We start from the raw sequence: 13,822 nt of genomic DNA, 5'->3' as shown, positions 1-13,822 counted from the left end.
TCTTTAGCAAAAAGAGGATTCTATTTATTTTTTCTTGATAAAGGCAAGCGTGGTAATCATCACCAGCCCCAGGCCTGATGCAATCATATAGTTATTTGCATGATCCAAATGATATATCTTGGCGGCGGGTCCTGCTATAAAAAGCACTATCCCTAACATTAAAATTGCTGTTCTCATTATACCGGCAATCTATGCAACTCAATGTCATCCGGTGTAACGAAAATCAACGGCACTTTCTCAACATCCACATAACTGCTATCCAAACCGAAACTGCGTTCTTCGGACAAACTTAATTTTTTAAGGATAAAGTAATAATCCATAATGGTACGCTCGTAGAAACTCAATTTTGTAAACTTAGATAAGTGTTTTTCCAAAAGTACAAACCTGAAATCGCCTGCAATTTTATGTTTATTTAATGAAGTATATTGACTGGTAATGTCGATTTCGCCGTTTTTAACCAACTCTTCAACCACTTTACGGTAAAGCAGGTTTACACGTTGCTCGATCCTGAAACCTAACCTGAAATCAATCCTGATCAGCTTCCCTGGAATTAAGAATTCTACTTTATAATCAAGCGTATAAGGCTCATCCATTACATCAACGTGCACCAGCCAGTACACATCAGCCCGTTTTGGCTCTTTCTGGATGATTGAATAGATAATCTTCGATTCGATCTCTGTTTTAAAGTTCGCACTGGTTAAATACACCAATTGAGAAGAATATTTAGGAACAGATTCATCATTACTTAACTCGCTTAAAATCTCGTAATAATCTTCAATTTCTACATATTTTACAAAGCGGTTTTTAATCTTACGGGCAATAAACCAGCTCCACATTACGGTAAACAACGCTGAACCAATTAGTACGGTTAACCAACCTCCATCTGAAAATTTGTGAAGGTTACTGAAAAGGAAAGTACCTTCAATAATTACATACACGGAAATAAAAATGGCTATCAGATATTTTGGGAAACGTTTGCTTCTTAAATAAACACTCACCAAAATGGTTGTCATTAACATCGCGATGGTAATGGAAAGACCATAGGCAGCATCCATTTTAGAAGATTCTTTCCAAAAAAACACAATGCTACAACACCCTAACCAAAGCATCCAGTTAATAGAAGGCACATAAAGTTGTCCTTTTTGAACAGATGGATAAACAATTTTGATTTTTGGCCAAAGGTTTAAGCGAACAGCCTCCGATATCAGGGTAAAGGAGCCACTAATTAAAGCCTGACTGGCAATAACGGCAGCCATAGTGGCCAAGATTACCATCGGCACCTGAAAGTGGCTGGAAATGATCTGAAAAAAAGGATTCATTTTTGAACTTGGAATAAAAGTACCTTCGTTCTGTAAAATCCATACCCCCTGACCCAAATAATTTAAAATCAAGGTTATTTTAACGAAAATCCAGCTGATTCTGATGTTATTCCGACCGCAATGGCCTAAATCAGAGTAAAGTGCCTCGGCTCCTGTTGTACAAAGAAATACACCTCCTAAAATAATAAAGGCTTTACTGTTTGTTGCCAATAAGTGAACGGCATAGTAAGGATTAAGCGCCTTTAATATACTAAGATCTTTAACGATAAATAAAAGTCCGGCAATACCTAAAACGGTAAACCAAACAAACATTACCGGTCCAAAAAGCTTCCCTACGAGATTGGTTCCAAATTGCTGGATAATAAAAAGCACAGTTAAAATGGCAATCACAACCGGAACTACCGGCACATCGAATTTACTGGTTAACCCTTCAATGGCTGATGTTACGGTAATACTTGGCGTAATTACGCCATCGGCTAGTAAGGCGCAGCCGCCTACCACAGCAGGTACAATTAACCATTTTGCCTTTTTCCTCACCAGAGAAAACAATGAAAAGATTCCACCCTCACCTTTGTTATCGGCCCGTAGGGTTATGATTACGTATTTAATGGTGGTTTGTAAGGTAAGTGTCCAGATGATGCAGGAAAGCACCCCGAGAACAACGTCTGTAGTAATCGACCCCGGATGATGAGCAATGCCTTCTTTTACGCCTAAAATGCTGGTAAAAATTGCATTGAGTGTATATAAAGGTGATGTACCAATGTCACCGAACACAATTCCTAAACTAATTAGAACACCGCCGGCGGTTAACGCGTTGACATTTTTATGATTTGACACTTCGTTGATATTTTTAGTGCGGCAAAAGTAAACTAACTATAACAATTTAACAACCAAATTATTGTGTATTTTTAACACTATGAAAATAAATTTTTATTGTTAAATTGTGTTAAATTATGGCTTTTAAACAAAATGTTTAATTTCTTTGTTTTAAATTAATACATTTGCTATACCAATTTGATGAAACTCTACGCTAAGATAACGTTACTCACAAAAATAGCTTGCACATTGTGCATTGCAATGGTGTGCGGCGTAAATTCTTGGGCACAACAACCTGATAGCATTCATATTAGCTTAAAAAACAGAACGAAAAAAGTAGGCAGAATTCCTGAAATTAAAGCGAATATTACTCCTTATAAACCGCTTTATATGTCTATAGGAGGCCCGGCAATGTTCAACAGTTATTCAACAACTCCTAAAAATACAACGGTTGCAGTTAAAGATAAATTGTTAACCATCGTAAAAATATATCCCAATCCGGTAGAAGAACAGCTCAACATTATCCTCTCTATTGGAAAAGATGGCACTCAAACGACTATTAAAATCATCGATTTATTAGGTAATGAAGTAGCAACGCTTGCCAACGAACGTTTAAATTCCGGCGAGCAAACTAAAACATTCAATATCCCAAGCAGAATAAATCCAGGCATCTACTTTTTAAGGGTAATTGCAGGGTCAGAAAGCCAGGTAAAACGGATCTCAGTTTTATAAGACCATTTTGTTTTCTATTTTTGATTGACGTGGGTTTAACCTCGTCTATTTTCTCATATATAAATTTTAAGATGAAGATAATCGCCATTGGCAGAAACTATGCCGAACATGCAAAAGAGCTGAACAATCCGGTACCAACTACGCCGGTAATTTTCCTGAAACCTGATACTGCAGTTTTAAAAGACAATAAGCCTTTTTACATTCCAGATTTTTCTGATGATGTACATTACGAACTGGAAGTAGTTTTAAAAATCTGTAAAGAAGGGAAACACATTGCCGAAAAGTTCGCGGCCAGTTATTATGATGAAGTGGGTTTAGGTATCGATTTTACAGCTCGTGATATTCAAAGCAAACATAAGGAAAAAGGATTGCCTTGGGAGCTGGCCAAAGCTTTTGATAACTCTGCGCCTATCAGCACTTTTACTGCAAAAAGCGATTTCGAAGACCTTTATAACTTAAATTTCGAATTAAAAGTAAATGGAGAAAGCCGTCAGGTTGGCCATACTAAAGATTTATTATTCTCGTTCGAGAAGATAATCAGTTTTGTTTCGCAATACATCACCTTAAAAAAAGGCGATTTAATTTTCACCGGAACGCCACAAGGAGTTGGCAAAACAAACCGTGGCGATAAACTAGAAGCATGGTTGGAAGGAAAGCAACTTTTAAATTTTGATGTAAAGTAACGAATGAGTAAAAAGCCGATCCAGTACAAGTTAAGATTTTCCATTTCAATTTGCTTTCTAATTGCTTCAACTTTTGTTCAGGCACAACAGATTTTCAGTAACAATAAATACCCGATTACCGATTTCAGGCAGCCCTTGGATATTATCCCTCCTGCCCTTGCAGGCTCTTTTGGCGAAATACGAGGCAACCATTTTCACTCAGGGATAGATTTCAGAACGAACCAGCGTGAAGGTTATCCTGTTTATGCAGTGGCTGATGGATATATTTCGAGATTAAGGGTACAGAACAGTGGCTTCGGGCAGGCATTGTACATCAACCATCCAAATGGTTTTACAACGGTTTATGGTCATTTACAACGTTTCGCGCCAAAAATTGCAACCATTGTTAAAAACCTCGAATACGAAAAAAAATCTTTTGAGATTGACGAATTTCCTGATGCAACCTTAATTCCGGTACATAAAGGTGAAATTATTGCCTGGTCGGGTAACCGCGGCAGTTCTGGCGGCCCTCATTTACACTTCGAAATCAGGGATACGAAAACAGAAGAAACCATCAATCCGCAGTTTTTCGGAATTGCGATCCCTGATAATATCCCTCCGGTAATCCATGGTTTATATGTGTACCGCTTAAATGGTAAAACTTTTAACGAATCTACGCCCAAACAGGCCATTGCCATTACAGGTGCAAATGGCCGTTTTAAAACCACAACCCCAATCAATTTAACAGGCGAGGCGGGATTTGGCATTGTAGTAACCGATCGCCACAACGGTTTATCGGGCACAAATGGCGTATATTCTATTCAGTTAGAGGTTGATGGTAAAATGGTGTACACTTCGGCGTTGGAACGTTTTGCTTTTGAAGACAGTAAGGCCATTAACTCTCATATTGATTATCCAACCTATTTAAACAGTAAAAGAAGCATCCAGAAAAGTTTTGTAGATCCGGGTAATCCTTTAAAAATTTATAGCGGATTGATTAATAACGGCCGTATTAATTTTAACGATGGTGCGCAACATCAACTCCGCTACATGATTACCGATTCGAAAGGAAATACATCGGTTTTACCTTTTACGGTAAACGCAGGTTCGGCGCCTATTGCTGCACCAATTGTACCCGCCGGAATGATTTATCCATATAATAAGGTAAACGAATTTAATGCTGAAGATGTGAAAGTGGTTTTCCCGCTCGGTACGTTATATAGCGATTTAAATTTCACTTATAAAAAATTACCAAGGCCAGCAGGTAACGCCTGGTCGGCAGTGCACCAGATCCATAACCGCTATACTCCATTACACATTGGTTTCGACCTCTGGATTAAGGCCGATAATCTGCCTGAAAACCTACGAAGCAAGGCACTGATTGTAAATTCAAATGGTTCATCGCAAGGTGGCAGCTTTGATAATGGCTATGTTAAAGCTACACCAAAAAACTTCGGCAACTTTTATATTGCTACGGATACCATTGCCCCAAGGATTTTGCCGGTCAATATTTCAGAAGGAAAAAACATGGCTGGTTTATCTAAAATATTCTTTAAAATAAGTGATAATTTATCTGGTATAAAAAGCTTTAACGGGTATATAGATGGCAAATGGACACTAATGGAGTTTGATACCAAAACGGCAACATTATGGCACAGTTTCGACGAAAGAACAACTTCTGGCAAGCATACATTAGAACTGGTTGTAGTGGATATGAAAGAAAATACGAGAAAATATACTGTAAATTTCTCTAAATAGGAACAGGATTTTTAAGATTAAATGATTTCAAGATCATATTCGTATCAGTTTTTAGGCCTTGAACTCAGAAATGTCATCTTTTAACATATCACGAACAGTATAATACATTAAACTGTTTAAATTGCACATGGTTAAACATTCTATCATTAAAACATTCAAAATTCAATCATTATAATATATGGCAGCGTTAAAAGAAGGTGATCAGGCACCGGCAATTACATCGAAAGATCAAAATGGCATCGAAGTTTCTTTAAGCGATTACAGAGGCAAAACGGTTGTTCTTTATTTCTATCCGAAGGACGATACCCCGGGCTGCACGGCAGAGGCCTGCGATTTTAGAGATAATTATCAGGGTTTACAGGCCAAAGGCATTGTGGTTTTAGGTGTAAGTGTTGATGATGAAAAATCGCACCAAAAATTTGTAACCAAACATAACCTACCATTTACGTTATTAGCTGATACCGATCAGAAAATCGTGAACGATTATGGTGTTTGGGCAGAAAAAAACATGTATGGCAAGAAATATATGGGTACTGTACGTACCACATTTATTATAGATGGTGATGGCAAAATTGCACACATCATCAAAAAAGTTGATACTAAAAACTCAACACAGCAAGTACTCGATTTAATCAATAACTAATTATGATATAGCGGGTAAAATATTACCTTTGCTATGTAACAACAACCTCTTATTTTAATGAAACATACAATTAAAGAGCTAGAAGATATCGCCTCTCAGATCAGAAGAGATATCGTAAGAATGGTTCACGGATGTCAATCTGGCCACCCAGGTGGTTCATTGGGTTGCGCCGATTTTTTTACCGCCTTGTATTTCGAAGTCCTAAACCACAATAAAGATTTCACAATGGATGGTGTTGGCGAAGATTTATTCTTCTTATCTAACGGGCATATTTCTCCGGTTTGGTACAGTACACTTGCGCATGCAGGTTATTTCGATAAAAGTGAATTGGCAACTTTCCGTAAACTGGATTCCAGGTTACAAGGTCACCCAACTACTCACGAGCACTTACCAGGAATCCGCGTAGCTTCCGGCTCATTGGGTCAGGGTATGTCTGTAGCCATCGGTGCTGCTTTAACCAAAAGGTTAAATGGCGATAAATCTTATGTTTTTACCTTACACGGTGATGGTGAATTACAGGAAGGCCAAAACTGGGAAGCTGCAATGTTTGCGCCATTCCATGAGTTAGATACGTTAATCTGCAGTGTGGATTATAATGGTCAACAAATTGATGGTCCAACTAAAAAAGTACTTTCTTTAGATAGTCTTCAGGATAAGTTCGAAGCTTTTGGATGGCATGTAATCAATACCGATGGTAACGATATGCAGGCTATTGTAGAGGGATTGCATTATGCTAAAACCTTAACAGGAAAAGGCAAACCAATCTTAAACTTAATGAGCACACAAATGGGTGCTGGTGTAGATTATATGATGGGTTCTCACAAATGGCACGGTACAGCACCAAATGATGAGCAATTAGCTGCAGCTTTGGCACAATTACCCGAAACTTTAGGGGATTATTAACCCCCTACCCCCTGAAGGGGGAACTAACAGCAAGGTAAAAAAATAGATAGCGCTACCTACCTTGTGCTTAAATTAGAGCTAAAAAAAATTAAAATTTACACTAATAAAGAAAGCCCCTTTAGGGGTTTGGGGTATGAAAAAATATACATATACAGAAAAAAAAGATACACGTTCGGGTTTTGGTGCTGGCTTACATGAGGCTGGTAAGAAAAACGAAAATGTGGTTGCCTTATGCGCCGATTTAGTTGGATCGCTTAAAATGGATGCTTTTATTAAAGATTTTCCTGAGCGTTTTACCCAGGTTGGTATTGCAGAAGCAAACATGATCGGTATTGCAGCAGGTATGACTATTGGTGGTAAAATTCCTTTCACAGGTACTTTTGCTAACTTCTCTACCGGTCGTGTTTACGATCAGATCCGTCAATCAGTAGCTTATTCTAATAAAAACGTTAAAATCTGTGCATCTCACGCGGGTTTAACCTTAGGCGAAGATGGTGCAACTCACCAGATTTTAGAAGATATTGGTTTAATGAAAATGTTGCCAGGAATGGTGGTCATCAATCCTTGTGATTATAACCAGACTAAAGCAGCAACTTTAGCCATTGCAGAATACGAAGGCCCTGTTTATTTACGTTTTGGCCGTCCGGTTATTCCTGTATTTACAGATCCTGATCAGAAATTTGAAATTGGTAAAGCCTGGATGGTTAACGAAGGAACCGATGTTACCATTATTGCTACCGGCCACATGGTTTGGAAAGCAATTGAAGCTGGTGAGAAACTAGCTGAACTGGGTATTGATGCTGAAATTATCAACATCCACACCATTAAACCTTTGGATGACGAAGCCATATTAAAATCAGTTAAAAAAACCGGTTGTGTGGTTACCTGCGAGGAGCATAACAAATTTGGTGGCTTAGGCGAAAGCGTTGCCCGTTTATTAACTACTGAATTACCAACGCCACAAGAGTTTGTAGCTACTAATGATACTTTTGGCGAAAGCGGAACACCAGATCAATTAATGTCCAAATATGGCTTAGATGCGGTGAACATTGTGGAAGCTGTTCAAAAAGTAATTGGCAGAAAAAAATAGATTTGAAACATTAGATATGAGAAATTAGATGTGAGATTGCAGACACTTTGTGTCTAAGCTAATCTTATGTCTAATGTCTCACATCTCCATTCTCACATCTCAAATCTATATATAATGAAACAAGTTGAAGATTCAGAAATCCTTGCACTGTTTGCCGTAGAGCGCACGCGTAATGAAGCCTTTAACCTGTTATTAAAAAAATATCAGCAAAAAATATACTGGCACATCCGCAGGTTGGTGTTAAACCACGATGATTGCGACGACCTGTTGCAGGAAGTATTTGTTAAAGTTTGGAAAAATCTCGAGAAATTCAGAAGCGATTCTCAGCTCTACACCTGGATTTACCGCATTGCCACCAATGAATCGATTACCTTTTTAAACAAGCAGAAACAGCGCAATAATACACCTCTAGACGAAGTATCATCTGAGCTCGCAGATAACCTGGTTGCCTCATCCTATTTCAATGGTGATAAGCTCGAACTCAAACTGCAAAAGGCAATTCTCACCCTGCCTGAAAAACAACGGATCATTTTCAATATGAAATATTTCGATGATATGAAATATGAAGAAATTTCGGAGGTTTTGGGTACATCCGTTGGGGCTTTAAAAGCATCATTTCACATCGCAGCAAAAAAAATTGAAGCTTTTATTACAAATGATGAAATAGACTATTAAACCTTTTCACTTTAATTGTATCATATATCTGTGATGAACGAAAATATAGAAAATAACGATTGGATAAACGAAGCCCCTACCCTTGCGGCCATGGGGAAACGCAATCCTTTCTCCGTTCCAGATGGATATTTTGAAAATAGTGATGAGGCCATTTTTTCTGCAGTCTTTTTAGATGGATTGAAACAGAAAACAAATGACAATAATTTTGACGTTCCGCAGCATTATTTTGAAGAATTAACAGAACGGATACAAACCCGCATTGCCCTTGCAGAAATGCCGAAGGCAGAAAATACTTTTGCCGTACCCGAAAACTACTTTGACACTTTACAAAATAGGATTACGGATAGAATTGCAGCAGCAGCACCAAAAAAAGAAGCAAGGATTATTCCTTTATGGCGACGCAACATCGTTAAATATGCAAGTGCTGCATGTTTCGTTTTAATGGCTTCGTTTGGTGTATATTTTTATCAGAATGGATCATCTAATGACGTTCAGCAAGTACAGTCGGCAGAAGCTGCGAATGAACAAATGTTATACGACATTGATGAAAGTACCATCATTGATCATTTAGAAGCTCAGAATGCGGCATCATCTAATATAAAAACTACTTCTGCCTCAGATACAGAAATGGAAAACTACATCCTGAGCAATTTCTCATCAAACGATTTATCTCAGGAATTAAATAATTAATGAACCATCATGATCTACCGAATAAAATGCATACCAAATCATGATCGCTTCATCACAATTGAAAACAATAACAAATTGATGAAAATGAAGAATTTACTTTTTGTTGCTTTAATGTTTTTATTACCCACTACCTTATTGGCTCAGAGACCAAAAGGAGAAGAAATAGAATCACTTAAAATAGCTTTTTTTACCCAAAAACTGGATTTATCTCCCGAAGAAGCCAAAATTTTCTGGCCGATTTATAACGATATGCAGGAAGAACAAAATGCCCTGCGCAAAGAACGCATGCAAAAAATGATCTCTTTCCGTAAAACAACCGAAATTGATAATTTAACCGATGCACAAGTGCAGAGTTTAATTACCAGCGAGTTCGATTTTAAACAAAAAGACCTCAACCTGGATAAAAAATATTACAATAAATTTAAATCGTCTTTGCCGATTAAAGTGGTAGGCAAGTTTTACAGGGCCCAGGAAGGTTTTAAACGCGAACTGCTCAACAGGTATAAAGGCGGTCAAAAGTCATAACAAAAAGACTTACAGCGATGTAGGTCTTTTTTGTTTAAAGGAATGGCGCTACTTTATCGACATGGATACGTTAAGCATAATATACCTGCCCAAAATGGAAGATGAATAATTTGTTGAAGTTACTTCACTGATGTTCAGATTGGTAAAAGCTTTAAGGTTCGCCAGGTTTTTTCCTTGTATACTATACTTAAAACTTCCTTTTGTAGGATTATATTGAAGTTCTGTATCAATCAGATTAAAGTTCTGACCATTCATTCTATACATATTGTATGATGAAAAGTTAAAAATCTGATCACTGATTTTATACCTATACTCTAAACTATATTTATAAGCGTTACTTGCTGCAATTTTAATACCCTCATTTTTTGTTCTATTTAACATCAATTCCGTACCAATTCCAAAATTAACCGGCAGATCAAAACCTGTATTAATTTTAGCGTTTAGCGAGTGGTTAATAGAAGTATATTTTTTTACACCACTACCAAATTGACTATAATAATTTGTAATAGAAGGTGCATAACTTCCGGTTAATGTAATAGAAAGTAATGGAATGAATTTTTTAGTATTAATATTGGCATTAAAGGTTTTAATCCCCTTATAGGGTTGTTTTTCGGAGTAATTCAAAGTGTTTTGGAAGAAATTGGTATACAAAAATCCGTATCTACTATAACTTCCATTTAAAGCAACATTTATAATGAAATAACTATTAAAAAAATCATTATAACCATAGCTTAAGCCTGCTGTATGAGTATTATAGTTATAAAAATTAGTCAAACCACTATTTAGATTTCTAATGTCGGTAAGAATATAATTTTCGTAGTACTCGATAGGCTGTGGATTATTATTTTTATAATTATACGTTAATGATATATTTTGGACCTGGTTAGGTTTATATGATAATGATAAACGTGGCTCTAAAATTAAATAGGTACTATCCTTACCCATGTTTTGCAAAAACTGTAATGTTGATTTTAATTGAGCTGTAACTTTTATGGGCTGATTATCATACACGTATTTTCCATCAATATAACTTTGATTAACTTTAAATAGGTTATCATTTATAAAATCACTTCCCATTAAAACCTGATTACCCTCATTTATCTTGAATAAATTGGAGTTTATTTTAAAGTGATTTATCTCATTGCCAATATTTAGGTAAAGGAAGTTCTTGTTATGCCTTTTTAATCCCTCAAAATCCAGTTTAAGTTTAAAATTTTGATTATTAATCATTTGAACTAGATTTTGAGCACCACTAAATACTGGTATACTCTTGTAAAGTTGAGAGCTTGTTTTGTAAGTTTGACCTACATCATCGGCCAAAATTCTTGCAGAGAAAAGATAAGCAGTTTTTTGATTTGCCTTAATTGTATATTTTAACTGGCCATTAAAATTTCGGTTTAAATCTGATTGATTTTGAAGAACACTATCGCCAATCATCTCATTAAAAATGGAAAAAGCAGTACTGTTAAATTGCTTCGGTTCTTGTTTATAGACAAATTTAGCCCAAAAACGGGCATTTTTTTTAACAAGATAATCAGCACTAAAATCACCCTTAAATGTTTTATTTAAACTCGTTCGATTATCGTTATCTTCTGTATAGATAGAATTCGGTGGAAAATAGGTATTCTGTACTGATGTTTGTCCAAACAATTTACTCCAAGAATAAAAAAGCGAATAATTAATTTTAAATCTGTCTGTTATCCTGGTTATTGCATTTAAACTCCCTTGAGTTGTATTATTTATAGTATAAAGGGTTGCATCAAAAGGATTATAAGTACCGATTTCGTGTTTGATAATTTGGTTATTACCAGTAAATTTTCTGTTTTCATCTACTAAATTCAAAATATTACTGTTCAATTCTCCATTTAAATTACTGTGATTTACAAAAGCAAATGCTTTGGTTTTATCTATAAATGAAATAAGATTAGTGGAAATTTGTCGTCTTTCGATTGTGCCAAGCCCGGCATCCACACTTCCAATGATTTTCTTTGCTTTTTTATTCTTGACTTTCAAGTTAAGAACGATGTCATCACTATTAATAATGCCTTTAAGTAAATTATCTTCAACATAATGCTCCAATGCCTGTACTTCTTCAACAAATTCGGGTTTAAGGTTTTTGGTAATGGCTTTATAACCCTCTGCGGTTAAATCATCACCTTCCAATAATACCCGACTAATTTTTTTACCCTTAAAAAAGATTGTCCCATCCTTATTTACTTCCATACCGGGCATCTTCTTTATCACACTTTCCAGATTTCGATCTTCAGGACTTGTAAAACGCTGAACGTTATAGGTTGTGGTATCATTATTTATCTGAATGGCATTAGGCGCTTTGATGTAAATCTCATCAAGCTGCTTTTTATCTTCTGTTAGCGAGAAATTGTGCTTGAATATTGCTTGCTTTATCAGATCATTACGGGTAATAATCAGTGTATCCTTTTTGTAACCAATATATGCGGCAATCAAGAGGAATTTAGCAGATTGATCTATTTTGCCGCCGATGCTATAATTCCCATCATCATCAGAAAAACCATAAAATAAGAGTTCTTCACTTTCGAAAGTTTTAAGTTGAATGGAAGCGGAAGGCAATTTTTCGTTACTTGAAGCTATAATTCCAGCCAATTGTACGGTTTGACCGAAGACTATATTATAAAGAAAGAGAAAAGCTAAAATAATAAACCACCTGACCATTAAAATTTTGCTTGTTTTTCGGGAACATTTAAGAAACACGGAAAAATGACAATAAATCCAATTTTCATTTAAAATTTTTCCTGCTTAGTTGCTAAAACAACTGTACCAGATGACCACCCACCATTTTTTCCCGTATTAACTACTTTAGCCATCTTTTCAAAATCTGCTGTTTTTTTATTTAACAAAGCAATAAATTCCCTGTGCGTAATAGGTTTGTCTTTCGCATAGCTGGCAGGAATTGTAATAATATTTTTTGCTAATTTGGTTTTTAAATCTATACCAGTTAGTTCATAAGTAAAAATGTTTTTATCATCGTTGATTTTAACGATTAATCCTGGTAAACCACAAAATTTCCATGGCCCATTTTAAATCGGAATATCATTGGCAAACCATGATATGTATGATCTACCTCTAAATTCTAATAATGCCTTGATACATTTAAAACCAAGAATTTGTTTTTTTTCTTTGGTAATTTTCCACTTAAAATTTGCTAAAGAATCATCGATTAAATAGGTTTTAACGACTATGTTATCGGATAGTAGTAATGTCTTACTTTTAAAATCTTTAAGAACAAATTTAGTCCGACCTTTGAAAACATCAATCCTAATATTTTCATCCAAATCTTGTGGCTTAATATCTTTACTGAGATTCACCTGTAAAGATTTATTATCTTTAATATATAATACAGAATTTATTGTACTTGTTGAATTTAAAACTGCATCAACCACAGTTAGTTTATAACTTACTGTACCAGATATTTGGGCTTTTGAAAAAACCGAGATAAATAAAAATACTGCTGTAAATATAATCCTAGTATTCCAAGTCATTTTATTAAGATTTTTTATAATACTTTTAAATCAGCCCCTTTTTTCAAATATTGAAAAAGGGGCCGAGGTCGAATAATTATTATTCGCATTCTGCTTGCAATGCTCTAGCATTAGCCATTGCTTCTGCACATGTATCTCCATAGGCCACGTAGTTACAACTATGTGTTCCGTCTGCATCGTATTGCATAATTGTTGCTCTACACATAAATAGGTTACTCTGCTCATTTTTTGTAATAACCATAATTTCACTAGCAAATGCGCCAACACTCATCAGGCACATCATCATTACAACTAAAATTTTCTTCATTTTTTTTAGGTTTTAAGGTTAATTATTTGATTAATTGTTCCTCAAACCTCATTTTAAAAAAACTAAAATAAAATTTTCTGCACCGACTACCATCTAATCAACACGAACAACCATAGGCGACATGAACGACCATTTTCATGTTTTCTTAAATTCTATTCATTTGTTAAATTGAAACTGAACAATT

At 35.7% G+C, this 13,822-nt stretch carries 13 protein-coding genes and 1 pseudogene; 9 read left to right on the top strand and 5 right to left on the bottom strand.

What is annotated here, in order from left to right; all coding sequences use genetic code 11:
• Window positions 1-24: 24 nt before the first annotated feature.
• On the bottom strand, window positions 25-177 hold the full coding sequence (locus R2R28_RS18615; RefSeq protein ID WP_316827188.1) for a hypothetical protein: 153 nt from the start codon (window positions 175-177) through the stop codon (window positions 25-27).
• Complete coding sequence (locus R2R28_RS18610) at window positions 177-2,156, bottom strand: KUP/HAK/KT family potassium transporter (protein WP_316827187.1); 1,980 nt, start codon at window positions 2,154-2,156, stop codon at window positions 177-179. The genes R2R28_RS18615 and R2R28_RS18610 overlap by 1 nt, the downstream gene beginning before the upstream one ends.
• A gap of 369 nt (window positions 2,157-2,525) precedes the next feature.
• Here R2R28_RS18610 and R2R28_RS18605 point away from each other — a divergent pair, with 369 nt between their 5' ends.
• The 9 genes from R2R28_RS18605 to R2R28_RS18565 all read left to right on the top strand — a co-directional run bounded on the left by R2R28_RS18605 (window position 2,526) and on the right by R2R28_RS18565 (window position 9,813).
• Entirely contained in the window at window positions 2,526-2,867 is a 342-nt protein-coding gene (locus R2R28_RS18605) for a T9SS type A sorting domain-containing protein (RefSeq protein ID WP_316827186.1), read from the top strand.
• Window positions 2,868-2,938: 71 nt separating this feature from the next.
• Window positions 2,939-3,550, top strand: coding sequence for a fumarylacetoacetate hydrolase family protein (locus R2R28_RS18600; RefSeq protein ID WP_316827185.1), 612 nt, complete (start codon window positions 2,939-2,941; stop codon window positions 3,548-3,550).
• Window positions 3,551-3,553: 3 nt separating this feature from the next.
• A complete protein-coding gene (locus R2R28_RS18595; protein ID WP_316827184.1) occupies window positions 3,554-5,287 on the top strand; it encodes a M23 family metallopeptidase in 1,734 nt (577 codons plus the stop codon).
• 178 nt (window positions 5,288-5,465) lie between these two features.
• Window positions 5,466-5,930, top strand: coding sequence for a thioredoxin-dependent thiol peroxidase (gene bcp / locus R2R28_RS18590; RefSeq protein WP_316827183.1), 465 nt, complete (start codon window positions 5,466-5,468; stop codon window positions 5,928-5,930).
• Window positions 5,931-5,987: 57 nt separating this feature from the next.
• Window positions 5,988-6,833 carry a transketolase gene (locus tag R2R28_RS18585; protein WP_316827182.1) on the top strand — a complete coding sequence of 282 codons (846 nt, stop codon included), beginning with the start codon at window positions 5,988-5,990 and terminating at the stop codon, window positions 6,831-6,833.
• Window positions 6,834-6,966: 133 nt separating this feature from the next.
• The gene (locus R2R28_RS18580) at window positions 6,967-7,923 is read left to right on the top strand and encodes a transketolase family protein (protein ID WP_109931287.1); all 957 of its coding nucleotides are present in this window, start codon (window positions 6,967-6,969) and stop codon (window positions 7,921-7,923) included.
• 114 nt (window positions 7,924-8,037) lie between these two features.
• Complete coding sequence (locus tag R2R28_RS18575) at window positions 8,038-8,598, top strand: RNA polymerase sigma factor (protein WP_316827181.1); 561 nt, start codon at window positions 8,038-8,040, stop codon at window positions 8,596-8,598.
• 33 nt (window positions 8,599-8,631) lie between these two features.
• Window positions 8,632-9,288: a hypothetical protein gene (locus R2R28_RS18570; RefSeq protein ID WP_316827180.1), complete on the top strand. Its 657-nt coding sequence runs from the start codon at window positions 8,632-8,634 to the stop codon at window positions 9,286-9,288.
• An 84-nt stretch (window positions 9,289-9,372) separates the two neighbouring features.
• Window positions 9,373-9,813, top strand: a complete 441-nt coding sequence (locus R2R28_RS18565; RefSeq protein WP_316827179.1) for a hypothetical protein — start codon at window positions 9,373-9,375, stop codon at window positions 9,811-9,813.
• A 48-nt stretch (window positions 9,814-9,861) separates the two neighbouring features.
• Here R2R28_RS18565 and R2R28_RS18560 read toward each other — a convergent pair whose 3' ends face one another.
• From R2R28_RS18560 to R2R28_RS18550, 3 genes and pseudogenes are all read right to left on the bottom strand, one after another.
• Complete coding sequence (locus tag R2R28_RS18560; protein ID WP_316827178.1) at window positions 9,862-12,435, bottom strand: hypothetical protein; 2,574 nt, start codon at window positions 12,433-12,435, stop codon at window positions 9,862-9,864.
• A 137-nt stretch (window positions 12,436-12,572) separates the two neighbouring features.
• Window positions 12,573-13,331: pseudogene (locus R2R28_RS18555) on the bottom strand (GLPGLI family protein).
• Between the two features lie 79 nt (window positions 13,332-13,410).
• Window positions 13,411-13,638 (bottom strand): hypothetical protein, encoded by a 228-nt coding sequence (locus R2R28_RS18550; RefSeq protein WP_316827177.1) that lies wholly within the window; start codon window positions 13,636-13,638, stop codon window positions 13,411-13,413.
• Window positions 13,639-13,822 lie beyond the last annotated feature (184 nt).

This window comes from Pedobacter miscanthi, from assembly GCF_032678605.1.
GTDB classification, from domain to species: Bacteria; Bacteroidota; Bacteroidia; order Sphingobacteriales; family Sphingobacteriaceae; genus Pedobacter; species Pedobacter miscanthi_A.
The sequence above is the reverse complement of the archived record's forward strand: the minus strand, read 5'-3'. Positions and strand labels throughout refer to the sequence as shown.

Bases quoted from the DNA above. Each gene is read 5' to 3' on its own strand.
- R2R28_RS18615 (WP_316827188.1), bottom strand. From the start codon at position 177: ATGAGAACAGCAATTTTAATGTTAGGGATAGTGCTTTTTATAGCAGGA.
- R2R28_RS18605 (WP_316827186.1), top strand. From the start codon at position 2,526: ATGTCTATAGGAGGCCCGGCAATGTTCAACAGTTATTCAACAACTCCT.
- R2R28_RS18600 (WP_316827185.1), top strand. From the start codon at position 2,939: ATGAAGATAATCGCCATTGGCAGAAACTATGCCGAACATGCAAAAGAG.
- R2R28_RS18595 (WP_316827184.1), top strand. From the start codon at position 3,554: ATGAGTAAAAAGCCGATCCAGTACAAGTTAAGATTTTCCATTTCAATT.
- bcp (WP_316827183.1), top strand. From the start codon at position 5,466: ATGGCAGCGTTAAAAGAAGGTGATCAGGCACCGGCAATTACATCGAAA.
- R2R28_RS18585 (WP_316827182.1), top strand. From the start codon at position 5,988: ATGAAACATACAATTAAAGAGCTAGAAGATATCGCCTCTCAGATCAGA.
- R2R28_RS18580 (WP_109931287.1), top strand. From the start codon at position 6,967: ATGAAAAAATATACATATACAGAAAAAAAAGATACACGTTCGGGTTTT.
- R2R28_RS18575 (WP_316827181.1), top strand. From the start codon at position 8,038: ATGAAACAAGTTGAAGATTCAGAAATCCTTGCACTGTTTGCCGTAGAG.
- R2R28_RS18570 (WP_316827180.1), top strand. From the start codon at position 8,632: ATGAACGAAAATATAGAAAATAACGATTGGATAAACGAAGCCCCTACC.
- R2R28_RS18565 (WP_316827179.1), top strand. From the start codon at position 9,373: ATGAAGAATTTACTTTTTGTTGCTTTAATGTTTTTATTACCCACTACC.
- R2R28_RS18550 (WP_316827177.1), bottom strand. From the start codon at position 13,638: ATGAAGAAAATTTTAGTTGTAATGATGATGTGCCTGATGAGTGTTGGC.